General features: G+C 54.0%; 24 protein-coding genes. 16 read left to right on the forward strand and 8 right to left on the reverse strand.

Features of this window, described 5'->3' with window-relative positions:
- Positions 1-13 precede the first annotated feature (13 nt).
- The 6 genes from yjjG to OGY10_RS04690 all read left to right on the forward strand — a co-directional run bounded on the left by yjjG (position 14) and on the right by OGY10_RS04690 (position 5,558).
- Positions 14-694: a pyrimidine 5'-nucleotidase gene (gene yjjG / locus OGY10_RS04665; RefSeq protein WP_008786125.1), complete on the forward strand. Its 681-nt coding sequence runs from the start codon at positions 14-16 to the stop codon at positions 692-694.
- A 92-nt stretch (positions 695-786) separates the two neighbouring features.
- Positions 787-2,376, forward strand: coding sequence for a peptide chain release factor 3 (gene prfC, locus OGY10_RS04670; protein WP_003829982.1), 1,590 nt, complete (start codon positions 787-789; stop codon positions 2,374-2,376).
- Positions 2,377-2,684: 308 nt separating this feature from the next.
- Entirely contained in the window at positions 2,685-3,302 is a 618-nt protein-coding gene (gene osmY / locus OGY10_RS04675) for a molecular chaperone OsmY (RefSeq protein ID WP_032942312.1), read from the forward strand.
- Between the two features lie 127 nt (positions 3,303-3,429).
- Entirely contained in the window at positions 3,430-3,591 is a 162-nt protein-coding gene (locus tag OGY10_RS04680; protein WP_003019081.1) for a DUF1328 domain-containing protein, read from the forward strand.
- A 120-nt stretch (positions 3,592-3,711) separates the two neighbouring features.
- Positions 3,712-4,785: a patatin-like phospholipase family protein gene (locus OGY10_RS04685; RefSeq protein ID WP_286576369.1), complete on the forward strand. Its 1,074-nt coding sequence runs from the start codon at positions 3,712-3,714 to the stop codon at positions 4,783-4,785.
- Positions 4,782-5,558 carry a metal-dependent hydrolase gene (locus OGY10_RS04690; RefSeq protein ID WP_286576371.1) on the forward strand — a complete coding sequence of 259 codons (777 nt, stop codon included), beginning with the start codon at positions 4,782-4,784 and terminating at the stop codon, positions 5,556-5,558. The genes OGY10_RS04685 and OGY10_RS04690 overlap by 4 nt, the downstream gene beginning before the upstream one ends.
- On the opposite strand, the gene OGY10_RS04695 is transcribed toward OGY10_RS04690, so the two are convergent.
- From OGY10_RS04695 to OGY10_RS04705, 3 genes are all read right to left on the reverse strand, one after another.
- Entirely contained in the window at positions 5,548-5,871 is a 324-nt protein-coding gene (locus OGY10_RS04695; protein WP_286576373.1) for a hypothetical protein, read from the reverse strand. The genes OGY10_RS04690 and OGY10_RS04695 overlap by 11 nt on opposite strands.
- A 69-nt stretch (positions 5,872-5,940) precedes the next feature.
- The gene (locus tag OGY10_RS04700) at positions 5,941-6,804 is read right to left on the reverse strand and encodes a YjjW family glycine radical enzyme activase (protein WP_100271541.1); all 864 of its coding nucleotides are present in this window, start codon (positions 6,802-6,804) and stop codon (positions 5,941-5,943) included.
- Positions 6,776-8,326, reverse strand: coding sequence for a YjjI family glycine radical enzyme (locus OGY10_RS04705; RefSeq protein ID WP_213752489.1), 1,551 nt, complete (start codon positions 8,324-8,326; stop codon positions 6,776-6,778). Before OGY10_RS04705 ends, OGY10_RS04700 begins: the two co-directional genes overlap by 29 nt.
- 261 nt (positions 8,327-8,587) lie before the next feature.
- On the opposite strand from OGY10_RS04705, the gene deoC reads away from it, so the two are divergent.
- The 4 genes from deoC to deoD all read left to right on the forward strand — a co-directional run bounded on the left by deoC (position 8,588) and on the right by deoD (position 13,024).
- Positions 8,588-9,367: a deoxyribose-phosphate aldolase gene (gene deoC, locus OGY10_RS04710; protein ID WP_003019042.1), complete on the forward strand. Its 780-nt coding sequence runs from the start codon at positions 8,588-8,590 to the stop codon at positions 9,365-9,367.
- 135 nt (positions 9,368-9,502) lie between these two features.
- On the forward strand, positions 9,503-10,825 hold the full coding sequence (gene deoA / locus OGY10_RS04715) for a thymidine phosphorylase (protein ID WP_016151609.1): 1,323 nt from the start codon (positions 9,503-9,505) through the stop codon (positions 10,823-10,825).
- A 51-nt stretch (positions 10,826-10,876) separates the two neighbouring features.
- Positions 10,877-12,100 carry a phosphopentomutase gene (gene deoB, locus OGY10_RS04720; protein ID WP_003019037.1) on the forward strand — a complete coding sequence of 408 codons (1,224 nt, stop codon included), beginning with the start codon at positions 10,877-10,879 and terminating at the stop codon, positions 12,098-12,100.
- Between the two features lie 204 nt (positions 12,101-12,304).
- Positions 12,305-13,024, forward strand: a complete 720-nt coding sequence (gene deoD / locus OGY10_RS04725; protein ID WP_000224864.1) for a purine-nucleoside phosphorylase — start codon at positions 12,305-12,307, stop codon at positions 13,022-13,024.
- Between the two features lie 150 nt (positions 13,025-13,174).
- Here the strand turns inward: deoD and lplA are convergent, their stop codons facing one another.
- Both lplA and OGY10_RS04735 read right to left on the reverse strand, forming a co-directional pair.
- Positions 13,175-14,191, reverse strand: coding sequence for a lipoate--protein ligase (gene lplA, locus OGY10_RS04730; RefSeq protein WP_111466146.1), 1,017 nt, complete (start codon positions 14,189-14,191; stop codon positions 13,175-13,177).
- Positions 14,192-14,228: 37 nt separating this feature from the next.
- Positions 14,229-14,870, reverse strand: coding sequence for a YtjB family periplasmic protein (locus OGY10_RS04735; protein ID WP_003829948.1), 642 nt, complete (start codon positions 14,868-14,870; stop codon positions 14,229-14,231).
- A gap of 115 nt (positions 14,871-14,985) precedes the next feature.
- Between OGY10_RS04735 and serB the strand changes: the two genes are divergently transcribed.
- The 3 genes from serB to nadR all read left to right on the forward strand — a co-directional run bounded on the left by serB (position 14,986) and on the right by nadR (position 18,738).
- Positions 14,986-15,954 (forward strand): phosphoserine phosphatase, encoded by a 969-nt coding sequence (gene serB, locus OGY10_RS04740; RefSeq protein ID WP_003829946.1) that lies wholly within the window; start codon positions 14,986-14,988, stop codon positions 15,952-15,954.
- 83 nt (positions 15,955-16,037) lie between these two features.
- A complete protein-coding gene (gene radA, locus OGY10_RS04745) occupies positions 16,038-17,420 on the forward strand; it encodes a DNA repair protein RadA (RefSeq protein ID WP_003829944.1) in 1,383 nt (460 codons plus the stop codon).
- A gap of 88 nt (positions 17,421-17,508) precedes the next feature.
- Positions 17,509-18,738: a multifunctional transcriptional regulator/nicotinamide-nucleotide adenylyltransferase/ribosylnicotinamide kinase NadR gene (gene nadR, locus OGY10_RS04750; RefSeq protein WP_003829942.1), complete on the forward strand. Its 1,230-nt coding sequence runs from the start codon at positions 17,509-17,511 to the stop codon at positions 18,736-18,738.
- A 148-nt stretch (positions 18,739-18,886) separates the two neighbouring features.
- Here the strand turns inward: nadR and ettA are convergent, their stop codons facing one another.
- Positions 18,887-20,554: an energy-dependent translational throttle protein EttA gene (gene ettA, locus OGY10_RS04755; RefSeq protein WP_032942320.1), complete on the reverse strand. Its 1,668-nt coding sequence runs from the start codon at positions 20,552-20,554 to the stop codon at positions 18,887-18,889.
- A gap of 207 nt (positions 20,555-20,761) precedes the next feature.
- On the opposite strand from ettA, the gene sltY reads away from it, so the two are divergent.
- Together sltY and trpR are read left to right on the forward strand one after the other, a co-directional pair.
- The gene (gene sltY / locus OGY10_RS04760; protein WP_057067007.1) at positions 20,762-22,699 is read left to right on the forward strand and encodes a murein transglycosylase; all 1,938 of its coding nucleotides are present in this window, start codon (positions 20,762-20,764) and stop codon (positions 22,697-22,699) included.
- 89 nt (positions 22,700-22,788) lie between these two features.
- On the forward strand, positions 22,789-23,115 hold the full coding sequence (trpR, locus tag OGY10_RS04765; protein ID WP_008786138.1) for a trp operon repressor: 327 nt from the start codon (positions 22,789-22,791) through the stop codon (positions 23,113-23,115).
- 55 nt (positions 23,116-23,170) lie between these two features.
- Here the strand turns inward: trpR and yjjX are convergent, their stop codons facing one another.
- A complete protein-coding gene (gene yjjX / locus OGY10_RS04770) occupies positions 23,171-23,686 on the reverse strand; it encodes an inosine/xanthosine triphosphatase (protein WP_008786139.1) in 516 nt (171 codons plus the stop codon).
- A gap of 71 nt (positions 23,687-23,757) precedes the next feature.
- Here yjjX and gpmB point away from each other — a divergent pair, with 71 nt between their 5' ends.
- On the forward strand, positions 23,758-24,405 hold the full coding sequence (gene gpmB, locus OGY10_RS04775) for a 2,3-diphosphoglycerate-dependent phosphoglycerate mutase GpmB (protein WP_003019006.1): 648 nt from the start codon (positions 23,758-23,760) through the stop codon (positions 24,403-24,405).
- Here gpmB and robA read toward each other — a convergent pair.
- Positions 24,402-25,271 (reverse strand): MDR efflux pump AcrAB transcriptional activator RobA, encoded by an 870-nt coding sequence (robA, locus tag OGY10_RS04780; RefSeq protein WP_003829933.1) that lies wholly within the window; start codon positions 25,269-25,271, stop codon positions 24,402-24,404. The genes gpmB and robA overlap by 4 nt on opposite strands.
- Between the last annotated feature and the right edge of the window lie 178 nt (positions 25,272-25,449).

Raw genomic sequence — 25,449 nt, forward strand, 5'->3', positions numbered from 1 at the left:
ATAAGGTGTAATGATGAAGAAGTGGGACTGGATTTTCTTTGATGCCGACGAAACGCTGTTTACGTTTGACTCGTTTACCGGCTTACAGCGGATGTTTCTCGACTATAGCATTACCTTTACCGCTGAAGATTTTCAGGACTACCAGGCCGTGAATAAACCGCTGTGGGTGGATTACCAAAACGGCGCGATTACCTCATTACAACTGCAGCATGCCCGTTTTCAGAGCTGGGCCGAACGCCTGAAGGTTGAACCGGGCCAGCTTAATGACGCATTCATCAATGCGATGGCGGAGATCTGCTCACCGTTGCCGGGGGCGGTTTCTCTGCTCAATGCGATTCGTGATAAAACGAAAATAGGCATCATTACTAACGGCTTTACCGCGTTGCAGCAAATCCGCCTTGAGCGGACGGGGCTGCGCGACTATTTCGACCTGCTGGTGATTTCTGAGCAGGTTGGGGTGGCAAAACCCGACCCCCGTATTTTTGACCATGCGCTGGAGCAGGCGGGTAATCCTGACCGTTCTCGCGTGCTGATGGTGGGTGACACCGCAGAGTCCGATATTCTTGGCGGCATTAACGCCGGGCTATCCACCTGCTGGCTAAATACGCACCACCGCGAGCAGCCAGCGGGCATTCAGCCGACCTGGACCGTAGCGTCATTAAGCGAACTGGAGCAGCTCCTGTGTAAACACTGATTGCCTCCCCCCCGTTGATGGGTAAAATAGCCGCAATTTTTCGTATTCAACTTGCCCGGCCCGTTGCCGTGCTTACCTAAGAAGATTTGACTATGACGTTGTCTCCTTATTTGCAAGAGGTGGCCAAACGCCGCACTTTTGCCATTATTTCTCACCCGGATGCCGGTAAAACGACAATTACTGAAAAGGTACTGTTATTCGGACAGGCCATTCAGACCGCCGGTACGGTAAAAGGCCGTGGTTCCAGCCAGCATGCAAAATCTGACTGGATGGAAATGGAAAAGCAGCGTGGTATCTCCATTACCACCTCTGTGATGCAGTTTCCGTATCATGACTGCCTGGTGAACCTGCTGGACACCCCGGGGCACGAAGACTTCTCCGAAGATACCTATCGTACTCTGACGGCGGTGGACTGCTGCCTGATGGTTATCGATGCCGCAAAAGGCGTCGAGGATCGTACCCGTAAGCTGATGGAAGTTACCCGTCTGCGCGATACGCCGATCCTGACCTTTATGAACAAACTCGACCGTGACATCCGCGATCCGATGGAGCTGCTGGATGAAGTCGAGAACGAACTGAAAATCGGCTGTGCGCCAATCACCTGGCCGATTGGCTGCGGTAAGTTGTTCAAAGGTGTCTATCACCTTTATAAAGATGAAACTTACCTGTATCAGACCGGTAAAGGACACACCATTCAGGAAGTGCGTGTTGTTAAAGGTCTGAACAACCCGGAACTTGATGCTGCCGTGGGTGAAGACCTGGCGCAGCAGCTGCGTGACGAGCTGGAGCTGGTGCAGGGCGCGTCCAATGAGTTCGACCATGAGCTGTTCCTCGCGGGCGAAATCACCCCGGTCTTCTTCGGTACCGCGCTGGGTAACTTCGGCGTTGACCATATGCTGGACGGCTTAGTGGAGTGGGCGCCTGCGCCGATGCCGCGTAAAACCGACACCCGCGTCGTCGAAGCCTCAGAAGAGAAGTTCACCGGTTTCGTGTTTAAAATTCAGGCCAACATGGACCCGAAACACCGTGACCGCGTGGCGTTCATGCGTGTGGTATCCGGCAAGTATGAGAAAGGCATGAAAATGCGCCAGGTGCGCATTGGTAAAGACGTGGTGATCTCCGACGCACTCACCTTTATGGCCGGTGACCGTTCTCATGTGGAAGAAGCGTATCCGGGCGATATTCTCGGTCTGCATAACCACGGCACTATCCAGATCGGTGATACCTTTACCCAGGGCGAAATGATGAAGTTCACCGGTATTCCGAACTTCGCACCGGAGCTGTTCCGTCGTATTCGCCTGAAGGATCCATTGAAGCAGAAACAGCTGCTGAAAGGACTGGTTCAACTGTCAGAAGAGGGCGCTGTGCAGGTATTCCGTCCGATCGCCAATAACGATTTGATCGTGGGCGCGGTGGGTGTGCTGCAGTTTGACGTGGTGGTTTCACGTCTGAAGAGCGAGTACAACGTTGAAGCGATTTATGAATCTGTCAACGTGGCGACTGCGCGCTGGGTAGAATGTTCTGACGTGAAGAAATTCGAAGAATTTAAGCGTAAGAACGAAATTCAGCTGGCGCTGGATGGCGGCGATAACCTCACCTATATCGCACCAACCATGGTTAACCTGAATCTCACCCAGGAACGTTACCCGGACGTTCAGTTCCGTAAAACACGCGAACACTAATCGACCTTCCAGGGCACGGTATCCGCCGTGCCCTGCAACTTTTCCTGTCTTTTAAATCCCTTGCGGAATGTTCTTAAAACCTCGCGTTTTTCTTTTGTTTGCCTGTTTTTTAATCAATTCTGACTGCGATCACGAAATCGTGAACTATATTTAACAATGTGATGACATAAATATCGGCGTTAAATGCTTTTTAGGCTGCCTGTTGCAGCGTCTATTGCTGATATTTATTCCACTTACAAGATTAGTTGCTGGTTCAGGCCGTGTAACGGCAGAGCATAGCTTTTAGCAAAACATACAGGAATACATCGATGACAATGACAGGACTTAAGATTTCTAAAACGCTGCTGGCCGTGATGCTGACCTCCGCTGTTGCAACGGGTTCTGCTTATGCAGAAAACGCCACGATGGATAAAGCGCAATCCGGCGTCGAAAGTGCGGGGCAGAAAGTCGATAGCTCTATGAACAAAGTCGGTAATTTCATGGATGACAGCACCATCACCGCGAAAGTAAAAGCCGCGCTGGTGGACCACGAAAGCATTAAGAGCACCGATATTTCCGTCAAAACAGATCAAAAGGTGGTGACACTAAGCGGGTTTGTTGAAAGCCAGGCACAGGCCGAAGAAGCGGTGAAAGTGGCGAAAGGCGTTGAGGGCGTGACCTCCGTTAGCGACAAACTGCATGTGCGTGATAGTAAAGACACCTCCGTTAAAGGCTATGCGGGCGATACGGCAATCACCAGTGAGGTAAAAGCCAAGCTGCTGGCCGATGATATCGTCCCTTCCCGCAAGGTGAAAGTTGAGACCACCGAGGGCGTAGTGCAACTTTCAGGCACCGTCGATTCACAGGCTCAAAGCGATCGTGCTGAGAGCATCGCCAAAGCGATTGATGGCGTGAAAAGCGTCAAAAACGATCTCAAAACTCAGTAATTAGACTTAATTCGTCCTCCTGACGTTTGTCGGGAGGCGTGTTGTGCACCACACTAAAAATATCGCCGATGAGCAGCCTGAGCGCTCATAACAAGCGGTGACATTAACTATGGTAAAGGAGAAGCGCATGTTTCGATGGGGCATCATATTTCTGGTTATCGCGTTAATTGCCGCCGCACTGGGTTTTGGTGGACTGGCTGGTACCGCTGCAGGCGCAGCGAAAATTGTTTTCGTGGTGGGGATCATTCTGTTTCTGGTCAGCCTGTTTACAGGGCGTAAACGACCCTAGTAAGTAAACCGTAAAGATAACTTGCTACCAAGCCAGTCCAGTGGACTGGCTTTTACGGTTTTAGCGTCAGGCAATTTGCGTTACTTTGTTGTTCTATTACAAAACAACAGGAAGGCAGAGGTGGGGCAGAGAATACCCGTCACGCTCGGTAATATTGCGCCGTTATCGTTACGTCCATTTCAACCAGGCAGTGTGGCGCTGGTGTGTGAGGGCGGGGGACAAAGAGGCATTTTCACCGCTGGCGTACTGGATGAATTCATGCGTGCGCAGTTCAATCCCTTTGATCTCTACTATGGGACGTCTGCTGGTGCACAAAACCTATCAGCCTATCTCTGTAACCAGCCCGGTTACGGTCGTAAAGTCATCATGCGTTACACCACCCGACGCGAATTTTTTGACCCGGTACGCTTTGTGCGCGGGGGAAACTTAATCGATCTCGACTGGCTCGTGGATTCGACCGCGTCCCAGATGCCGCTGGCAATGGATAACGCCGAGCGCCTGTTTGCCGCAGGGAAAGCGTTTTATATGTGCGCCTGTCGGGGCGATGATTACACGCCCGGCTATTTTTCGCCGAACCGGCAAAACTGGCTCGACCTCATTCGAGCCTCCAGCGCGATTCCCGGGTTCTACCGCACAGGGGTTGTATTGGACGGCGTGAACTATCTGGATGGAGGAGTTAGTGATGCCATACCTGTGCAGGAGGCAGCGAAGCAGGGGGCAAAAACGTTGGTAGTGATTCGCACTGTGCCTTCGCAAATGTACTACACCCCGCAGTGGTTCAAACGTATGGAGCGCTGGTTGGGTGAAAGTAGCCTGCAACCGTTTATGAATCTGGTGCAGCATCATGAGACCAGCTATCGTGCTATCCAGAGTTTTATTGAGAAGCCGCCGGGCAAGCTGCGTATTTTTGAGATCTATCCGCCAAAACCACTCCATAGCATGGCGTTGGGCAGCCGTATTCCGGCACTGCGGGAAGATTACAAAACCGGACGCCTGTGCGGTCGTTACTTTCTGGCGACAGTTGGCAAACTGCTGGCGAAAAATGCGCCGCTGCCTCGTCAGACGCCGAAGATTGTGGTGCCGGGACCGGTGGTAGTTCCTCCCGCACCGGTGGCCAACGATGCCCATGTGCCAGTGGTGACCGATGCGCCTCAGGCGAACGACACGACGTTTGATAATGAGGATTTGGCGTGAGTTATCGTTTTATCGATACGCATTGTCACTTTGATTTCCCGCCGTTTACCGGCGATGAATCTGCCAGCATTCAGCGCGCGGCGGAGGTTGGTGTACAGAGCATTATCGTTCCGGCCACCCAGGCGGCGAATTTTCCCCGCGTACTGGCGTTAGCGGAAAATTATCCTCCATTGTTTGCCGCGCTTGGTCTGCATCCCATTGTTATTGAACAACATAGCGATGACTGCCTGGACCAGTTGCAACAGGAGCTGGATAAGCGCCCACAAAAGCTGGTGGCGGTAGGCGAGATTGGATTGGATCTGTATCGGGACGATCCGCAATTCGATAAGCAAGAGCGGGTGCTGGAAGCGCAGCTAAAGCTGGCGAAGCGGTATGAATTGCCGGTGATCCTGCATTCGCGGCGCACCCATGACAAGCTGGCGATGCACCTGAAACGTCATGCTTTGCCGCGAACTGGCGTGGTGCATGGTTTTTCCGGGAGCGTGCAGCAGGCAGAGCGCTTTGTGCAACTGGGATACAAAATTGGCGTGGGAGGCACCATTACCTATCCGCGCGCCAGTAAAACCCGCGAGGTAATAGCGCAACTGCCGCTGGAATCGCTGTTGCTGGAAACCGACGCGCCGGATATGCCGCTCAACGGCTTTCAGGGGCAGCCTAACCGCCCGGAGCAGGTAGTCAGAGTCTTCGACGTCTTATGCGAACTGCGCCCGGAACCTGCGGACGTGATCGCTGACACGCTGTATCGTAATACCACGGCGCTGTTTAACGTGTGATTGGGTGGCGTAGCCAGCCGACAAAAGTGTCCGCTTCGTAGGCCTGATAAGCGAAGCGCATCAGGCATATTTTTGCCGGATGGCGGCTGCGCCTAATCCGGCCTACAAAAGTGTGCGCTTCGTAGGCCTGATAAGCAAAGCGCATCAGGCATAACTTCGTCGGATGGCAGCTGCGCCTAATCCGGCCTACAAAAGTGTGCGCTTCGTAGGCCTGATAAGCAAAGCGCATCAGGCATAACTTCGCCGGATCGCGGCTGCGTCTTATCCGGCCTACAAAAGTATGCGCTCCGTAGGCCTGATAAGCGAAGCGCATCAGGCATATCTTTGCCGGATGGCGGCTGTGTTTTTTCCGGCCTGCAAATGATGTAGCTGCATCCGGCAATCACAGGTACAGCGCCGGGAAGATCAAATTATCCACCCCGCGCTCGCGCAATCTTTGCGCCAGGTGTTCCACATCCTTCGGCGTGGCGCTCGGCCAGTCCTTCGCTTCGCCATACACCCCGTGCGCATGAAAGGCATTCAACCGTACCGGTACGTCGCCGGTGCGTTTGATAAACGCCGCCAGCGCATCGATATGCTGTAGATAATCTTCCTGACCAGGAATAACCAGCAGGCGGAGTTCCGCCAGTTTGCTCTGCCCGGACAAAAAGGTAATGCTTTGTTTAATCAGCGTGTTATCGCGGCCGGTAAGCTGCCGATGACACGTGCTGTCCCAGGCTTTTAAATCCAGCATTACGCCGTCGCACACTGGCAGCAGCTTCTGCCAGCCGGTTTCGCTCAGCATGCCGTTGCTGTCGACCATGCAGGTCAGGTGTTGCAACTGCGGATCGGTTTTTATCGCGGTAAATAGCGCCACAATAAAGGGGAGCTGGGTAGTCGCTTCACCGCCACTAACGGTTATTCCTTCGATAAACAGTGACGCTTTACGAATATGTTGCAGCACTTCATCAACGCTCATACTCTGCGCCATCGGCGTGGCCTGCTGGGGGCACATATGCAGGCAGGTGTCACACTGCTGACACACATCGGACTGCCACCACACTTTCCCTGCGCTCAGGCTCAGCGCCTCATGCGGGCAATGCAGCACACACTCCCCGCAGTCGTTGCAGCGTCCCATCGTCCACGGATTGTGGCAATTTTTACAGCGCAGATTACATCCTTGCAGAAACAGAGCCAGGCGACTGCCCGGCCCGTCGACGCAGGAGAAAGGAATCAGCCTACTGACTAAAGCGCATCTGCTGTTCATGGCTAATCACGCGAGGTTGTCGTTCCAGAATGCGCGTATTGCGCGCGGCTTCTTCGCCAAGCCAGGTGGTGTTGGTTCGTGACCCTTCGGCGCGATACTTTTCCAGATCCGACAGGCGCACCATATACCCGGTGACACGGACCAGATCGTTGCCGCTCACGTTGGCGGTAAACTCGCGCATTCCGGCTTTAAACGCCCCGAGGCACAACTGCACCAGCGCCTGAGGATTACGCTTGATGGTTTCATCCAGCGTGAGAATGTCGCTGATCCCGGCGTGATAAAACGCGTGATGTGGCGCGACGGTTTGCAGATGGGTGATCGGGTCCGGCTCATCGCCGTAAGGCAGGCGTGCACCTGGCGTGGTGCCGATGTCAGAACTGATCCCCGACTGTGCATGCAGCATCGCGCGCTGCTTCCAGCCATATTTCACCGGGGTATTTTCGACAAACTCCGCCAGGTAGGCGCTAATACGATAGCCGAGTTGATTGGCGAACTCATCTTTCCCATAGCGCGCATTCTGTCCCGCCTTATCGCACAGCAGGTTCACCGCCTCCGCCAGACCATACATCCCGAACATAGGCACAAAACGTTCGGGATCAATCAACCCTTCCTGCACGAGGAAGCTATTCTCAAAGAAATGTGATTTCTCATAGAGAAATTCACATCGTGAATCAATGATGGCGATTTGCTGCTGGCAGTAGTGCGGTAGGGTGCGCGTAAAGAAGTCATCGACAGAGGTGCTGCGCTCTGCGATGGCTTTCAGATTAAGCCTGACCAGTGTGCTTCCACCCCCGGCGAGCGGCAAAGAGTTGTAACAACTGACGACGCCATACTGACCTTTTGTGAAAATTTTATCATTTTCAGGGCCGTTGGAAATATGCGGCTTACTGCACTCGCAGATATTTTGCGCCACGTTGAGCAGCAGATCGTCAGGTGTGATTTGCGGGTCATAAATGAATGTCAGATTAGGCGAAACCTGCTTTAACTCTGCATCTGCGCGTAAAATTGCACGGGTGACTGGTGTATCGGCGGGGCCGATATTGGCATGCATAAACGCGTCTGGCAGGGTTCTGTCGAGATAACGCCAGAAACGTTTTATTCGAATATCGATCTCGTCTTGTGTTAGAATTCTAACATACGGTTGCAGCAGGGCATCGAGCTGACCGAGATAAACCGGCATCGACGTCACTGACGGAACATGGTGGTAAAGAATAGTGAGTAAGGATAACGCGTCATCAAGATCCCTGGCGCCTTCCAGCTCCAGCCACGATGAGCCATTGGCCAGAAAACGCGCGTAATCGGGTAAAACATAGCGCGGTTTGAACGGGGCATGACCTTCGTACATATCGCAGATTACCCCATCATCCAGCGCCTGACGTGCCTGTGCAGACAGTTGCGGGTAAGGCTGCGCGTTTTCAGCTTCCAGCGCCAGAAAGTGGCGTTTCTGCTCAGGGCTGAGCACTGGGCTGGTCACGATTTGTTGGCAACGCTGTTGCAGCGCGAGTTCGCTTGAAGTGGGCATCGTTGATTCCTTTTTATCCCGAAGGTGTAACGCCATTGTAGAAAGCAACGCCGCCGCAACCTTTGATCCGGATGCGCCTGATGCCACCGCATCCCTTTAGAAAAGGTGATTTATTTGAAGTAGATCTCATTAGAGTAATGCAAATCTGTATGTGGTTTTCATTAACTGTGATGTATATCGAAGTGTAATAGCGAGCGGATGTTAGAATACTAACAAACTCGCAAGGTGAAATTTTATACGGCGATGCCGTTGGAGAATGTTATGACCGATTTAACAGCAAGCAGCCTGCGTGCACTGAAACTGATGGACCTGACCACCCTGAATGACGACGACACCAATGAAAAAGTGATCGCGCTGTGTCATCAGGCGAAGACCCCGGTTGGCAACACTGCCGCAATCTGTATCTATCCGCGTTTCATCCCTATTGCGCGTAAGACCCTGAAAGAGCAGGGCACGCCGGACATCCGCATTGCAACCGTAACCAACTTCCCGCATGGCAACGACGACATCGAGATTGCGCTGGCTGAAACCCGCGCGGCGATTGCTTACGGCGCAGATGAAGTTGACGTGGTGTTCCCGTACCGTGCGCTGATCGCCGGTAACGAGCAGATTGGTTTCGATCTGGTTAAAGCCTGCAAAGACGCGTGTGCGGCGGCAAACGTGCTGCTGAAAGTCATCATCGAAACCGGTGAGCTGAAAGAAGAAGCACTGATTCGCAAAGCGTCTGAAATCTCCATTAAAGCCGGTGCTGATTTCATCAAAACCTCTACCGGTAAAGTGCCGGTCAATGCGACGCCGGAAAGCGCACGCATCATGATGGAAGTGATCCGCGACATGGGTGTTTCTAAAACTGTAGGTTTCAAACCGGCTGGTGGCGTGCGCACTGCAGAAGATGCACAGCAGTTCCTGGCGATTGCCGATGAACTGTTTGGCGCTGACTGGGCTGATTCTCGTCACTACCGTTTTGGCGCATCCAGCCTGCTGGCGAGCCTGCTGAAAGCGCTGGGTCACGGCGACGGCAAGAGCGCAAGCAGCTACTAAGCCTTATATTGCCGGAGCTGTAGCGACGTAGGCCGGATAAGGCGTAGCCGCCATCCGGCATTAAGACGACTGCCGGGTGGCGCGTTGCTTACCCGGCCTACAACGGCCTTCTACTCTTTTCCCCTGGGGGTTACCGTGTTTCTCGCACAAGAAATTATTCGTAAAAAACGTGATGGTCATGCGCTGAGCGATGAAGAAATTCGTTTCTTTATCAATGGTATTCGCGACAACACCATCTCTGAAGGGCAAATCGCCGCCCTGGCGATGACCATTTTCTTCCACGATATGACAATGCCTGAGCGAGTTTCGCTGACCATGGCAATGCGTGATTCAGGAACCGTGCTGGACTGGAAAAGCCTGCAGCTGAACGGCCCAATTGTGGATAAACACTCTACCGGCGGTGTAGGTGACGTAACGTCACTGATGTTAGGCCCGATGGTCGCAGCGTGCGGCGGCTATATTCCGATGATCTCCGGGCGTGGCCTGGGGCATACCGGCGGTACGCTCGATAAACTGGAAGCGATTCCTGGATTTGACATCTTCCCGGACGATGCGCGCTTCCGTGAAATTATTAAAGACGTGGGTGTGGCGATTATTGGGCAAACCAGCTCGCTCGCACCGGCGGATAAACGTTTTTATGCCACCCGCGATATTACCGCGACGGTGGATTCCATCCCGCTGATTACCGGTTCCATTCTGGCGAAAAAACTGGCGGAAGGGCTGGATGCGCTAGTGATGGATGTGAAAGTGGGCAGCGGCGCCTTTATGCCGACCTACGAGCTTTCTGAAGCTCTTGCTGAAGCGATTGTCGGTGTGGCAAACGGTGCGGGTGTACGTACCACCGCGCTGTTAACCGATATGAATCAGGTGCTGGCCTCCAGCGCAGGTAACGCGGTCGAAGTTCGCGAAGCGGTGCAGTTCCTGACCGGTGAATACCGCAATCCACGTCTGTTAGACGTCACCATGGCGCTGTGCGTGGAAATGCTGATCTCCGGCAATCTGGCGAAAGATGACGCCGAAGCCCGTGCGAAATTGCAGGCGGTGCTGGACAACGGTAAAGCGGCAGAGATTTTTGGTCGCATGGTTGCGGCGCAAAAAGGCCCGACCGATTTCGTCGAAAATTATGCGAAGTATCTGCCGACGGCAATGCTCAGCAAAGCGGTATATGCTGATACCGAAGGTTTTGTCAGCGCGATGGATACCCGTGCGCTGGGGATGGCGGTCGTTTCCATGGGCGGCGGTCGTCGTCAGGCTTCGGACACCATTGATTACAGCGTTGGCTTTAGCGATATGGCGCGTCTGGGCGACAGCGTAGACGGACAACGCCCGCTGGCGGTGATCCACGCGAAAGACGAAGCCAGCTGGCAGGAAGCGGCGAAAGCGGTCAAAGCGGCAATTAGCCTTGACGATAAAGCGCCAGAAATTACACCGACAGTCTATCGTCGTATTACCGAATAACTGTATACTGATCTGATCGCTTTTTTGCGGCGCAGATGTATGGAGAACAAGATGAAACGTGCATTTATTATGGTGCTGGACTCCTTTGGTATTGGTGCGACTGAAGATGCGGATCGCTTTGGCGACGTAGGTTCAGACACTATGGGACACATTGCAGAAGCCTGTGCGAAAGGTGAGGCTGACAATGGTCGCAAAGGTCCACTGAATCTGCCTAACCTGACCCGTCTGGGCCTGGTGAAAGCTCACGAAGGTTCTACCGGTAAAATTGCTGCTGGTATGGACGGTAACGCGGAAGTGATTGGTGCCTACGCATGGGCGCATGAACTTTCTTCCGGGAAAGACACGCCGTCTGGCCACTGGGAAATCGCGGGTGTCCCGGTTCTGTTTGATTGGGGTTATTTCTCCGATCATGAAAACAGCTTCCCGCAGGAACTGCTGGATAAACTGGTAAAACGTGCCAACCTGCCAGGCTACCTCGGCAACTGCCACTCTTCCGGTACCGTGATCCTGGATCAACTGGGTGAAGAGCATATGAAAACCGGCAAGCCGATTTTCTATACCTCCGCTGACTCCGTGTTCCAGATTGCCTGCCACGAAGAGACGTTTGGCCTGGATAAACTCTACGAGCTGTGCGAAATCGCACGTGAAGAGCTGACCGAAGGTGGTTACAACATCGGTCGTGTTATCGCACGTCCGTTCATCGGTGATAAAGCCGGTAACTTCCAGCGTACCGGTAACCGTCACGACCTGGCCGTTGAGCCGCCAGCACCGACCGTGCTGCAGAAACTGGTCGACGAAAAAGACGGTCACGTGGTTTCCGTCGGTAAAATTGCGGATATCTACGCTAACTGCGGCATCACCAAAAAAGTGAAAGCCACCGGTCTGGACGCGCTGTTCGACGCCACCATCAAAGAGATGAAAGAAGCAGGTGATAAGACCATCGTCTTCACCAACTTCGTTGATTTCGACTCTTCCTGGGGACATCGTCGCGATATCGCCGGTTATGCTGCGGGCCTGGAACTGTTCGACCGCCGTCTGCCTGAGCTGATGGAGCTGGTGGGTGAAGATGACATTCTGATCCTGACCGCTGACCACGGCTGCGACCCAAGCTGGACCGGCACTGACCACACCCGTGAACACATCCCGGTACTGGTCTACGGCCCGAAAGTGAAACCAGGTTCTTTAGGTCACCGTGAAACCTTCGCGGATATCGGTCAGACGCTGGCGAGCTACTTTGGTACGTCACCGATGGACTACGGTAAAAACATGCTGTAATACCCGTTGTCTTTCGCGCTGTAGATGCGTTGATTTCATTCGCTCACCCCGGTCACATAGTGAATCTATGCTCCCGGGGATTCACGAATTCGTCGCCTTCCTACAACGCGAAATCCTTAGGGTATTTCACTGTTTTGCATACGTTTTGTAGGCCTGATAAGGCGTAGCCGCCATCAGGCAATAACAACGAAATAAGGACAAAAAATGGCAACTCCACATATTAATGCAGAAATGGGTGATTTCGCTGACGTCGTATTGATGCCGGGCGACCCGCTGCGTGCAAAGCATATTGCTGAAACTTTCCTCGAAGATGTTCGTGAAGTGAACAACGTTCGCGGCATGTTAGGTTTTACCGGTACTTACAAAGGCCGTAAGATCTCCGTTATGGGTCACGGTATGGGTATCCCGTCCTGCTCCATCTACACCAAAGAGCTGATCACCGATTTCGGCGTGAAGAAAATCATTCGCGTAGGCTCCTGCGGCGCTGTGCGTATGGACGTTAAACTGCGTGACGTGGTTATCGGTATGGGCGCCTGCACCGACTCCAAAGTTAACCGTATCCGTTTTAAAGATCATGACTTCGCTGCTATTGCTGACTTCGACATGGTGCGTAACGCGGTTGATGCGGCAAAAGCACTGGGTGTAGACGCGCGCGTGGGCAACCTGTTCTCTGCTGACCTGTTCTACTCTCCGGACGGTGAAATGTTCGACGTGATGGAAAAATACGGCGTGCTGGGCGTGGAAATGGAAGCGGCGGGCATCTACGGTGTTGCTGCGGAATTTGGTGCAAAAGCGCTGACCATCTGCACCGTTTCCGACCATATCCGTACTCACGAGCAGACCACTGCCGCTGAACGTCAGACGACCTTCAACGACATGATCAAAATCGCGCTGGAATCCGTTCTGCTGGGCGATAAAGAGTAAGGGTTGTTATGGCCCGGTGGCGCTTCGCTTACCGGGCCTACGGAAATGCCGCTATTAATGCCTGATGGCGCTTCGCTTATCAGGCGTACAGGAGCGGTCTTGTAGGCCGGATAAGGCGCAGCCGCCATCCGGCAATTCGCCACTAATCGCTTAACGCACGGCCTTCGCCACCCACGCCGCCAGTTCACGCAGCTCGTTTTCCTGATCCGGATATTCCGTAACCAGCGCTTCGCAAGTCTGCTGTAAAACATCGGCGCGATACTGGCAGCCCTGTAGCCGCTCCGCCAGCGCTTCTAACGGCGCGGGATTGAGACTGTCGGTAAACACCTGTGTGCGCGTGATATGACCTTTTTCGACGTCGAAATGCAGCTCAACGCCACCCCAGGTGAAACGCTCGTCCAGCAGATGCGAGAAAGCAGGTGCCTGACCAAAATTCCATTCCCAACTGCTCTGGCGGGCAAAGGTTTCGGCAAAATTTGGCAGGTCCGGCGTTTTATCTGGTGAGATCACTTCCGCTTCAACGCGTTCGCCATAATGAGCAAAAAAGGCTTCCGTGATGGCCTGACAGACCTGTTCATGGGTGATGCCCGGTAACAGCTCCGTCAAATTCGCCACCCGTGAGCGGACAGAGGTGATCCCCTTTGCCGCGAGTTTCTTTTTGTCGGGATTGAGATAATTTGCCAGGCGGCTGAGATCGGCATTTAGCAGCAGCGTGCCGTGGTGGAAGCCGCGATCTTTCGTTTCCCGATAAGCAGAGCCTGAAACCTTGCGATCGCCGTCTGGCGTTTTCACAACCAGATCGTTACGCCCGGAGGCGTCCGCCGTCACACCCAGAGAATTCAATGCGTTGAGGACAATCGCGGTGGAAATGGTTTTGTCGTACTCCGGTTTACCGGCCATAAAGGTAAAGCAGGTATTACCTAAGTCATGGAACACCGCGCCGCCGCCGCTGCTACGGCGGGCGAGCCGCACGTTGTCTTCCTCCATACGGCGGGTATTACACTCTTTCCACGGGTTTTGCGCCCGGCCAATCACCACCGTATCGGCGTTACGCCACAAGAACAGGACGCGCTGCGTGGCGGGCATCTGGCGAAAAATGCACTCTTCGACCGCGAGGTTAAACCACGGATCATAAGAGTCTGAGATAAGCAGGCGTAGTGTAGTCATGGTTGATTTCCCTTCTGTTTTACAGTTTTTACTGCTTTTACTCTTTTTTCTCGTTGTCTTCTTCCTGCACCGGTTTGTTGGCGGTCAACAGGAAAGGGGATTGCTGCCAGCGGGTACGCTTGCCTTGCAATAAGGTACGGGTGAGCACGACGCCAATCGCCAGCGCCAGCAGCAGCATCAGGCGTAAGATATTGGTGGTGTTATCTACCTGCTTCGCCTCGGTGGCGAGGGTGTGGGTATCCAGCGTCAGACGCAAATAGCCCAGCGGACCATTTTTCCCCTGAATGGGTTCGACAATCTGCTGGTTAAAATAACCCCCGGCTTTTTTGCCGTCGAGCGCCAGTCGGTCACGAACGTTGACGCTCTCGCCGGTGCGCGTAATCAGGTCTCCCTGTTCATCGTATACGCCAGCGTCCAGAATACGGCTACTTTCCGTCAGCTGTGTGAGTACCGCTTTGATGCGTTTTTCATCCGGCGTTTCGGTACGCATTAGCGGAGCAACATTTAGCGCCACCTGGCGGGCCAGCGTACGGGCCAGCTCTTCGAGCTGCGGATTACGCTGCTGCTGGTGACTTTGACTAAACCAGGATGCGCCCTGCATCAGGGCGACGAGCAGAGCAAGACAGAACAATACAATCACTGCACGATGAAGTCGGAATTTCAGTTTTGCGCGAGCCATATTCCACCTGCTGAAAATTTGAGACTTAATGTTGCCAGAAGCGCTGGTTACAGGGTAGCCTCATGCGTTATTTTCCCCTGATGATTCCGACCCGAACGATTTTACAGGAGCTTTAATGCCTAACATAACCTGGTGCGATCTACCTGAAGATGTTTCTCTGTGGCCAGGTCTGCCTCTCTCTTTAAGTGGCGATGAAGTCATGCCGCTGGACTACCACGCGGGCCGCAGTGGCTGGCTGCTGTACGGTCGTGGGCTGGATAAACAACGTTTAACGCAATACCAGAGCAAACTGGGTGCAGCGATGGTGATTGTTGCTGCCTGGTGCGTCGAGGATTATCAGGTGATTCGCCTGGCGGGTTCGTTAACGCCGCGCGCGGCAAAACTGGCGCATGATGCCAAACTGGATGTTGCCCCGTTAGGCAAAATTCCGCATCTGCGCACACCGGGTTTACTGGTGATGGACATGGACTCAACGGCAATCCAGATCGAATGCATTGATGAAATTGCTAAACTGGCTGGAACCGGTGAGATGGTTGCGGAAGTCACGGAACGCGCAATGCGCGGCGAACTGGACTTTACCGCCAGCCTGCGTAGTCGCGTGGCGACGCTGAAGGGTGCTGATGCCAATATTCTGCACCAGGTGCGCGAAACGCTACCGCTGATGCCAGGCCTGACACAGCTGGTGTTAAAACTGGAGACGCTCGGCTGGAAAGTGGCTATTGCCTCTGGCGGCTTTACCTTCTTTGCCGATTACCTGCGTAATAAACTGCGTCTGACGGCGGCTGTGGCAAACGAGCTGGAGATCATGGACGGTAAATTTACCGGCAACGTGATCGGCGATATCGTCGATGCCCAGTACAAAGCCAATACCCTGACCCGCCTGGCACAAGAATATGAGATCCCGATGGCGCAGACGGTGGCGATCGGCGACGGTGCTAACGATCTGCCGATGATCAAAACGGCCGGGCTGGGTATTGCGTATCATGCTAAACCGAAAGTGAATGAAAAGACGGAGATTACTATCCGCCACGCTGACCTGATGGGCGTGTTCTGCATTCTCTCCGGCAGCATGAACCAGAAATGATTAAATTGCCTGATGGCAGGGTGTCCGTAGGCCGGATAAGCGCCTGCTCCATCCGGCAAAAGCGTTAACGAAAGAGGTAAAACGTGGCCAAAGCTCCAAAACGCGCCTTTGTTTGTAATGAATGCGGGGCCGATTACCCGCGCTGGCAGGGGCAATGCAGCGCCTGTCAGGCCTGGAATACCATTACCGAGGTGCGCCTTGCCGCATCGCCAACGGTGGCGCGTAACGAGCGGCTCAGTGGCTATGCCGGGAATGCGGGCGTGGCAAAAGTGCAGAAGCTGTCTGACATCAGCCTTGAAGAACTGCCGCGTTTTTCCACTGGATTTAAAGAGTTTGACCGCGTGCTGGGCGGTGGTGTGGTACCCGGCAGCGCTATTCTGATTGGCGGTAACCCCGGCGCGGGGAAATCAACGCTGCTGCTGCAAACGCTGTGCAAGCTTGCTGAGCAGATGAAAACTCTGTACGTCACCGGTGAAGAGTCACTGCAGCAGGTGGCGATGCGTGCGCACCGGCTTGGCTTGCCGACGGCGAATCTGAACATGCTGTCGGAAACCAGTATTGAACAAATTTGCCTGATTGCCGAAGAAGAACAGCCGAAACTGATGGTGATCGACTCCATTCAGGTAATGCACATGGCGGATATTCAGTCTTCACCGGGCAGCGTGGCGCAGGTGCGCGAAACGGCGGCTTACCTGACGCGCTTTGCCAAAACGCGCGGCGTGGCGATTGTCATGGTCGGCCACGTCACCAAAGATGGCTCGCTGGCCGGGCCGAAGGTGCTGGAGCACTGTATTGACTGTTCGGTACTGCTCGACGGTGACGCCGATTCCCGTTTCCGTACTCTGCGTAGCCATAAAAACCGCTTTGGTGCGGTGAATGAGCTGGGCGTCTTTGCCATGACCGAACAGGGCCTGCGTGAAGTCAGCAACCCTTCCGCTATCTTCTTAAGCCGTGGCGATGAGGTCACCTCCGGCAGTTCGGTGATGGTGGTCTGGGAAGGCACGCGCCCGCTGCTGGTAGAGATTCAGGCGCTGGTCGATCACTCAATGATGGCGAACCCGCGTCGCGTGGCGGTCGGTCTGGAACAGAACCGTCTGGCGATTCTGCTGGCGGTGCTGCATCGTCACGGTGGCTTGCAGATGGCGGATCAGGACGTGTTTGTTAACGTAGTCGGCGGCGTAAAAGTCACCGAAACCAGCGCCGACCTGGCGTTGCTGCTGGCAATGGTCTCCAGCCTGCGTGACAGACCGCTGCCACAGGATTTAGTGGTCTTTGGCGAAGTGGGGTTGGCGGGCGAAATCCGTCCGGTACCCAGCGGGCAGGAGCGTATTTCGGAAGCGGCGAAGCACGGCTTTCGCCGGGCGATTGTCCCTGCCGCTAACGTACCGAAAAAAGTACCGGAAGGCATGCAGGTCTTTGGCGTTAAGAAGCTTGCGGATGCGTTAAGCGTGTTTGACGACCTATAATCAAATACCCGTACATACTGATTTTGTAGGCCTGATAAGCGAAGCGCCATCAGGCAGTGTTACGCGATTTTTCCAGCAGGAGGCTCTTGTGTCATTTGAATATCTGAAAACCGCCATAAAGCAAAAGGGCTGTACCCTGCAACAGGTGGCGGATGCCAGTGGCATGACCAAGGGATACCTAAGCCAACTGCTGAATGCCAAAATCAAAAGCCCCAGCGCGCAGAAGCTGGAGGCGTTGCACCGCTTTCTCGGTCTGGAGTTTCCGCGCCAGCAGAAAAATATCGGTGTGGTATTCGGCAAGTTTTATCCGCTGCACACCGGCCATATCTATCTTATCCAGCGCGCCTGTAGTCAGGTCGATGAACTGCATATCATCATGGGTTATGACGACACGCGCGATCGCAGCCTGTTTGAAGACAGTGCCATGTCGCAACAGCCTACGGTGCCCGATCGTTTACGCTGGCTGCTGCAAACCTTTAAGTATCAGAAAAATATCCGTATTCATGCCTTCAACGAAGAAGGCATGGAGCCGTATCCGCACGGCTGGGACGTGTGGAGCAACGGGATCAAAACGTTTATGCAGGAGAAAGGGATCCAGCCAAACTGGATCTACACCTCTGAAGAATCAGATGCCCCGCAGTATCTCGAACATTTGGGGATCGAAACCGTGCTGGTGGATCCTAAGCGGACGTTCATGAGCATCAGCGGCGGGCAAATCCGTGAAAACCCGTTTCGCTACTGGGAGTATATTCCGACCGAAGTGAAGCCGTTTTTCGTGCGCACCGTGGCGATCCTCGGCGGGGAGTCGAGCGGTAAATCGACGCTGGTGAACAAGCTCGCCAATATTTTTAATACCACCAGTGCGTGGGAATACGGGCGTGATTATGTCTTCTCCCATTTGGGCGGCGATGAGATGGCGTTGCAGTATTCTGACTACGATAAAATCGCCTTAGGACAAGCGCAATACATTGATTTTGCTGTTAAGTACGCCAATAAAGTGGCGTTCATCGACACCGATTTCGTGACCACTCAGGCCTTCTGTAAAAAGTATGAAGGGCGTGAACACCCGTTTGTGCAAGCGCTTATTGATGAGTATCGCTTCGACCTGGTGATCCTGTTGGAAAACAACACCCCGTGGGTGGCGGATGGCTTACGCAGCCTTGGAAGCTCAGTTGACAGAAAAGCGTTTCAGACGCTGCTGGTCGAGATGCTGCAGGAAAACAATATCAATTTTGTGCACGTTCAGGAGCCTGACTACGACGGCCGCTTCCTGCGCTGCGTGGAACTGGTGAAAGAGTTGATGGGCGAGCAGAGGTAGGTTTTAATGCCGGATGCGCTGCGCTTATCCGGCCTACAAGTCGCACTAACCTCATAGACAGGATGGCGCTGCGCTTATCTGACCTACAAGTCGCACTAACCTCGTAGGCCGATAAGGCGTAACGCCGCCATCCGGCACTTAACGCTAATTACTTAGAAATACGCTTGTACTTAATACGTTTCGGCTCCAGCGCATCGGCGCCCAGCGTACGTTTCTTGTACTCTTCGTATTCGGTAAAGTTACCTTCGAAGAACTCAACCTTACCTTCATCCTGGTAATCCAGAATGTGGGTGGCGATACGGTCGAGGAACCAACGGTCGTGCGAGATAACCATCGCGCAGCCCGGGAATTCCAGCAGGGCGTTTTCCAGCGCGCGCAGGGTCTCGATATCCAGGTCGTTGGTTGGTTCATCGAGCAGCAGCATGTTGCCGCCAACCTGCAGCAGCTTCGCCAGGTGCAGACGGCCACGCTCACCACCGGACAGCTCGCCGACGCGTTTGCCCTGATCCACACCTTTGAAGTTGAAGCGGCCCACGTAGGCACGGCTTGGCATCTCGGTGTTGCCGATTCGCATGATATCCAGCCCGCCGGAAACTTCTTCCCACACGGTTTTGCTGTTGTCCATGGCGTCACGGAACTGGTCAACGGAGGCCAGTTTGACGGTTTCACCCAGCGTGATGGTGCCGCTGTCAGGCTGTTCCTGACCGGACATCATACGGAACAGGGTAGATTTACCCGCGCCGTTCGGACCGATGATGCCGACAATTGCGCCTTTCGGTACGGAGAAAGTCAGATCGTCGATCAGAACGCGATCGCCGTAGGATTTACGCAGATTGGTGACTTCAACGACTTTATCGCCCAGACGTGCTCCAGGTGGAATAAACAGTTCGTTGGTTTCGTTACGTTTCTGGTATTCGGTGTTGTTCAGCTCTTCAAAGCGTGCCAGACGGGCTTTACCCTTAGACTGACGACCTTTAGCGCCCTGACGCACCCACTCCAGCTCTTTCTCAATGGATTTACGGCGAGCCGCTTCCTGAGAAGCTTCCTGGGCCAGACGCTGATCTTTCTGCTCCAGCCAGGAAGAGTAGTTACCTTCCCACGGAATACCTTCACCACGGTCCAGCTCCAGGATCCAGCCCGCAACGTTGTCGAGGAAGTAACGGTCGTGGGTAATCGCCACTACGGTGCCTTCGAAGTCGTGCAGGAAGCGTTCCAGCCACGCGACGGATTCCGCATCCAGGTGGTTGGTCGGTTCGTCGAGCAGCAGCATGTCTGGTTTTTCCAGCAACAGGCGGCACAGCGCAACGCGGCGGCGTTCACCACCGGAGAGATTCTCAATTTTAGCGTCCCAGTCCGGCAGACGCAGGGCGTCAGCGGCACGCTCAAGCTGCACGTTCAGGTTATGGCCGTCGTGCGCCTGGATAATTTCTTCAAACTTGCCCTGTTGTGCGGCCAGTTTATCGAAGTCGGCGTCCGGCTCGGCGTACTTGGCGTAAACTTCATCCAGACCTTTCAGTGCACTAACCACTTCGGCAACCGCTTCTTCAACGGATTCACGAACGGTATGTTCCGGGTTCAGTTTTGGTTCCTGCGGCAGGTAACCGATTTTAATGCCTGGCTGTGGGCGAGCTTCACCTTCGATATCGGTATCAATGCCGGCCATGATGCGCAGCAGGGTAGATTTACCCGCGCCGTTCAGACCGAGTACACCGATTTTGGCGCCAGGGAAGAAGCTCAGTGAGATGTTTTTAAGAATATGACGTTTCGGCGGAACGACTTTGCCGACACGATGCATGGTATAAACGAATTGAGCCACGTGGACTTCGCCTCTTTTATAGTGATGAATAGAGTTTTCAAAGGCGAAGTGTAGCCTTTTTCATTGCTCAATCCCAGCCAGCAGATCTCACTCGCAACAAAAGTAAAAAAGTGTCCGTGACGTGGCGCATTCTGCAATGTCTGGTTAGCATGAATGAATTAAGCGGCATGATGCTGCACAGACGTAACATGAGAAGAGGAAGAGCTTGTGGACAAAGCCAATCAATTTACCTGGCGCCTGCTGGCAGCCAGCGTATGTCTGCTGACGGTCAGTCAGGTGGCGCGAGCCGACTCCCTGGATGAGCAGCGCAATCGTTATGCGCAAATCAAGCAAGCCTGGGACAACCGACAGATGGATGTCGTAGAGCAGATGATGCCCGGCCTGAAGAACTATCCTCTGTACCCGTATCTGGAATATCGTCAGATCACTGACGATCTGATGAATCAGCCCACCATTACCGTTACCAATTTTGTGCGTGCCAATCCGACACTGCCCCCTGCGCGTACGCTGCAATCGCGTTTCGTGAATGAACTGGCGCGCCGCGAAGACTGGCGCGGACTGCTGGCGTTCAGCCCGGAAAAACCGGGTACCACGGAAGCGCAATGTAACTATTACTTCGCGAAATGGAGTACCGGGCAAACCGAAGAAGCCTGGCAGGGCGCGAAAGAGCTGTGGTTGACCGGGAAAAGTCAGCCGAATGCCTGTGACAAATTATTTGGCGTATGGCGCGCCTCAGGCACTCAGGATCCGCTGGCGTATCTGGAGCGTATTCGTCTGGCGATGAAAGCCGGGAATACCGGTCTGGTGACGGCGCTGGCCGGGCAGATGCCCGCGCAATACCAAACCATTGCCTCTGCGATCATCTCGCTGGCCAACGATCCGAATTCGGTGATGACTTTTGCTCGCACCACTGGTGCCACGGATTTCACCCGACAGATGGCGGCGGTCGCCTTTGCCAGCGTGGCGCGTCAGGATGTGGAAAACGCCCGCCTGATGATCCCGTCCCTGGTGCAGGCGCAACAGCTTAATGACGAGCAAACCCAGGAGCTGCGCGACATTGTTGCCTGGCGCCTGATGGGCAATGACGTCACCGACGAGCAGGCCAAATGGCGTGATGATGCGATTATGCGCTCCAATTCCACCTCGCTTGTGGAGCGCCGCGTGCGCATGGCGCTGGGAACCGGCGATCGTCGTGGCCTGAATACGTGGCTGGCACGTCTGCCAATGGAAGCAAAAGAAAAAGACGAGTGGCGCTACTGGCAGGCTGATCTGCTGCTGGAGCGCGGACGTGATGCGGAAGCCAAAGAGATCCTGCACCAGCTTATGCAGCAGCGTGGTTTCTATCCGATGGTGGCGGCACAGCGCCTGGGCGAAGAGTATGAGTTGAAAGTGGATAAAGCCCCAGCCAACGTTGACTCTGCGTTAACTCAGGGCCCGGAAATGGCGCGCGTACGCGAGCTGATGTACTGGAACATGGACAATACCGCACGCAGTGAATGGGCGAATCTGGTCACCAGCCGCACCAAGTCTGAGCAGGCTCAACTGGCGCGTTACGCGTTCAATAATCACTGGTGGGATCTGAGCGTGCAGGCGACGATCGCCGGTAAGCTGTGGGATCATCTGGAAGAGCGCTTCCCATTGGCCTATAAAGATCTGTTTACCCGTTACACCAGCGGCAAGGATATTCAGCCAAGTTATGCGATGGCGATAGCGCGTCAGGAAAGCGCCTGGAACCCGAAAGTGAAATCACCGGTCGGCGCCAGCGGGCTGATGCAGATTATGCCGGGCACGGCGACGCATACGGTGAAAATGTTCTCGATTCCAGGTTACAGCAGTCCGAGCCAGCTACTGGATCCTGATACCAACATCAACATTGGTACCAGCTATTTGCAGTACGTATATCAGCAATTCGGCAATAACCGCATCTTTGCGTCGGCAGCCTATAACGCCGGTCCGGGACGCGTTCGCACCTGGCTTGGCAATAGCGCTGGCCGCATTGATGCTGTGGCGTTTGTCGAAAGTATTCCATTCTCAGAGACGCGTGGTTACGTGAAGAATGTGCTGGCTTATGATGCGTACTATCGCTATTTCCTCGGCGATAAACCGGAGTTGATGAGCGACGCAGAATGGCAACGTCGTTACTGATCGTGTCGATTGTGTTATGCTACCGTACTCGTTAAAGAGTACAAAAGGGGGAAGCAAGCACGCTTCCCCCGCAACGATGGCGATATCTTATGACTCAGCAATCACCCTATTCAGCAGAGATGGCAGAACAACGTCACCAGGAGTGGTTACGTTTTGTCGATCTGCTTAAACACGCCTACGAACAAGATTTACACCTGCCGCTGCTCAATTTGATGTTAACGCCGGATGAGCGTGAAGCGTTGGGCACGCGTGTGCGTATCATTGAAGAGCTGCTGCGCGGCGAGATGAGCCAGCGTGAGCTTAAAAACGAGCTCGGGGCGGGGATTGCCACTATTACGCGGGGGTCGAACAGCCTCAAATCCGCACCGGTGGATTTGCGTCAGTGGCTGGAGCAGGTGTTGCTCGGGAAACATTGATCCGCCGGATGCGGCTTTGCCTTATCCGGCCTACGATTGAACATCCGGCACAATGCTATAAATACACCGCGTTATGAAACGGGCTGAGCGCCAGAATCACCGCCTGGTGATAGACGCTTGAGCGCGTCAGCTTGCCCGCGGTAAAAACGCCGATTGCGCCTTCTTTACGGCCAATTTCATCAATACCCGTATAGTCCGACATCACCGGGCCGAGCGCTTCACCTTTACGGACTCTGTCGAGAATGACAGTAGGCAATGGCAGCGTGGCTGAACGGGCTTCACCGCGCTGAATGCCGTTATCAATCACCACCCAACTGAAGGTGGCGTCATCGTCAATTCCTGCTTCAATGGCGACCCAGAAATCAGCCTGCGGGTGCAGGCGGCGAGCGTTATCAACGCGATTTCGTGCGCCAGTGCGCGTTTCCTGGTTTCCGAAAGGTTGTTCCGGCACGCCACTCTCGACGGCGACGGGTTCAATATGGCAGGATCCTTCCCCGAAAATCTCTTCAAATGCCCGCAGAATTGCCTGAATTTTGGCAGGATTGGTGGTCGCAGAGATAACCTTGTGCATAATTAAGCTCAGTTTGAAAATTCATCGCAGAGTCTACTCAAAGTATGACGAGTATATAACGGAAAAAAAGCATGTTACAGGTATACCTTGTTCGCCATGGCGAAACGCAGTGGAACGCCGAGCGACGTATTCAAGGCCAGTCAGACAGCCCACTAACCGCTAAAGGTGAACAACAAGCCATGCAGGTGGGAGAACGCGCCCGCTCGTTTGGTATTACGCATGTCATCAGTAGCGATCTTGGTCGTACACGACGCACCGCAGAAATCATCGCCCAGGCCTGCGGCTGTGATATCACCTATGATTCTCGTCTGCGTGAGCTGAATATGGGGGTGCTGGAAAAACGTCACATCGATACGCTGACGCCAGAGGAAGAGGGCTGGCGTCGCCAGTTGGTGAACGGCACGGTGGATGGTCGTATTCCGGAAGGGGAATCGATGCAGGAGCTGAGCGATCGCGTCAATGCGGCGCTGGCATCCTGTCTGGAGCTGCCGCCGGGAAGTCGTCCACTGCTGGTCAGCCACGGTATCGCGCTGGGTTGCCTGGTGAGCACAATTCTGGGATTACCGGCATGGGCTGAACGTCGCTTGCGTCTGCGCAACTGTTCAATTTCTCGTGTTGATTACCAGGAAAGCTTATGGCTGGCGCCGGGATGGGTCGTTGAAACGGCAGGGGACATCTCACATCTGGACGCCCCTGCGTTGGATGAACTACAGCGCTAGCGGCGAATCGGAATCAGGAATTCGCAGCGCAGGTTGATCGGGCGATCTCCCGCTTTGGCATCTTCTGCCGGGTAGTATCGCTCGATATCCTGTCCTTTACGGCGCGTCAGGTTCAGCATCGGCATGCATGTGCCGTAAACCGTCAGGATAAACTCTTGCACGCCGGTTCCCAGCCCTTCGTAGGTAAACATCACATACTCGCCACCCTGTAACAGGATAGGCTGCGCCGACGGCACATAGCCATTGGCCTGTTCCGGCGTCAGTGCTGTGGTGTAAAACACTTCCTGTTCGTCGTCTTTTTCAATGCTCGGACGCGTTTCGTTAAGCCCGTACAGCACTGGCGGGATCGCCGGAGCCTGAGCAAGGAAGTCGCGCCAGAACTGAATACGCATTTCATGACGGAAATCTGAAATCTGTTCCAGCGAGCAGGAATAGCTTTGCGTGGTGCCGAGCAGTTGCGTATCTTCCAGAGTGACAAACTCGTGTGCAGGCATCGTAAATTCACCCAGTCGCATTGGCGGGCGAATACCGAATGCGCTCCATTCCGGTGAGCGGCGATACAGCGCTGGTGTCTGCGAAAATTGTTTCTTGAACGCGCGAGTAAAGGTTTGTTGAGAGTCGAAGCGATATTGCAGCGCAATATCCAAAATTGGACGCGCAGTCAGGCGCAGCGCCACTGCGGATTTCGATAAACGACGGGCGCGGATATAGGCGCCAATAGCATGGCCCGTCACGTCCTTAAACATTCTCTGCAGGTGCCACTTGGAATAGCCCGCTTTTGCCGCCACATTGTCAAGCGACAAAGGCTGATCCAGATGACCTTCCAGCCAGATTAATAGGTCGCGAATAATGCCAGCCTGATCCATAAAATATCCTCATCCTTTCAACAACGAGTACCTGACGTCAGGTATGAGGATAATAGCATTTTTTGCTGTTTTAGCATTCAGTGTTTTTTTTGCTCATAAGTGCTTTTTTCGGACATACGAAAGCGTGATTATTGTAATCCTGTGATCTGTATACATTTTATCTTAGAATGTTTAATAA

This window comes from Citrobacter sp. Cpo148, assembly GCF_030332375.1.
GTDB classification, from domain to species: Bacteria; Pseudomonadota; Gammaproteobacteria; order Enterobacterales; family Enterobacteriaceae; genus Citrobacter; species Citrobacter portucalensis.

Excerpts from the sequence above, each read along its gene's own strand:
- lplA (WP_111466146.1), bottom strand. The coding sequence starts at position 14,191 with ATGACTACACTACGCCTGCTTATCTCAGACTCTTATGATCCGTGGTTT.
- deoD (WP_000224864.1), top strand. The coding sequence starts at position 12,305 with ATGGCAACTCCACATATTAATGCAGAAATGGGTGATTTCGCTGACGTC.
- serB (WP_003829946.1), top strand. The coding sequence starts at position 14,986 with ATGCCTAACATAACCTGGTGCGATCTACCTGAAGATGTTTCTCTGTGG.
- robA (WP_003829933.1), bottom strand. The coding sequence starts at position 25,271 with ATGGATCAGGCTGGCATTATTCGCGACCTATTAATCTGGCTGGAAGGT.
- trpR (WP_008786138.1), top strand. The coding sequence starts at position 22,789 with ATGACTCAGCAATCACCCTATTCAGCAGAGATGGCAGAACAACGTCAC.
- yjjG (WP_008786125.1), top strand. The coding sequence starts at position 14 with ATGAAGAAGTGGGACTGGATTTTCTTTGATGCCGACGAAACGCTGTTT.
- OGY10_RS04700 (WP_100271541.1), bottom strand. The coding sequence starts at position 6,804 with ATGAACAGCAGATGCGCTTTAGTCAGTAGGCTGATTCCTTTCTCCTGC.
- OGY10_RS04680 (WP_003019081.1), top strand. The coding sequence starts at position 3,430 with ATGTTTCGATGGGGCATCATATTTCTGGTTATCGCGTTAATTGCCGCC.
- OGY10_RS04705 (WP_213752489.1), bottom strand. The coding sequence starts at position 8,326 with ATGCCCACTTCAAGCGAACTCGCGCTGCAACAGCGTTGCCAACAAATC.
- deoB (WP_003019037.1), top strand. The coding sequence starts at position 10,877 with ATGAAACGTGCATTTATTATGGTGCTGGACTCCTTTGGTATTGGTGCG.
- deoC (WP_003019042.1), top strand. The coding sequence starts at position 8,588 with ATGACCGATTTAACAGCAAGCAGCCTGCGTGCACTGAAACTGATGGAC.
- OGY10_RS04735 (WP_003829948.1), bottom strand. The coding sequence starts at position 14,870 with ATGGCTCGCGCAAAACTGAAATTCCGACTTCATCGTGCAGTGATTGTA.
- gpmB (WP_003019006.1), top strand. The coding sequence starts at position 23,758 with ATGTTACAGGTATACCTTGTTCGCCATGGCGAAACGCAGTGGAACGCC.
- yjjX (WP_008786139.1), bottom strand. The coding sequence starts at position 23,686 with ATGCACAAGGTTATCTCTGCGACCACCAATCCTGCCAAAATTCAGGCA.
- OGY10_RS04695 (WP_286576373.1), bottom strand. The coding sequence starts at position 5,871 with ATGCGCTTCGCTTATCAGGCCTACGGAGCGCATACTTTTGTAGGCCGG.
- osmY (WP_032942312.1), top strand. The coding sequence starts at position 2,685 with ATGACAATGACAGGACTTAAGATTTCTAAAACGCTGCTGGCCGTGATG.
- prfC (WP_003829982.1), top strand. The coding sequence starts at position 787 with ATGACGTTGTCTCCTTATTTGCAAGAGGTGGCCAAACGCCGCACTTTT.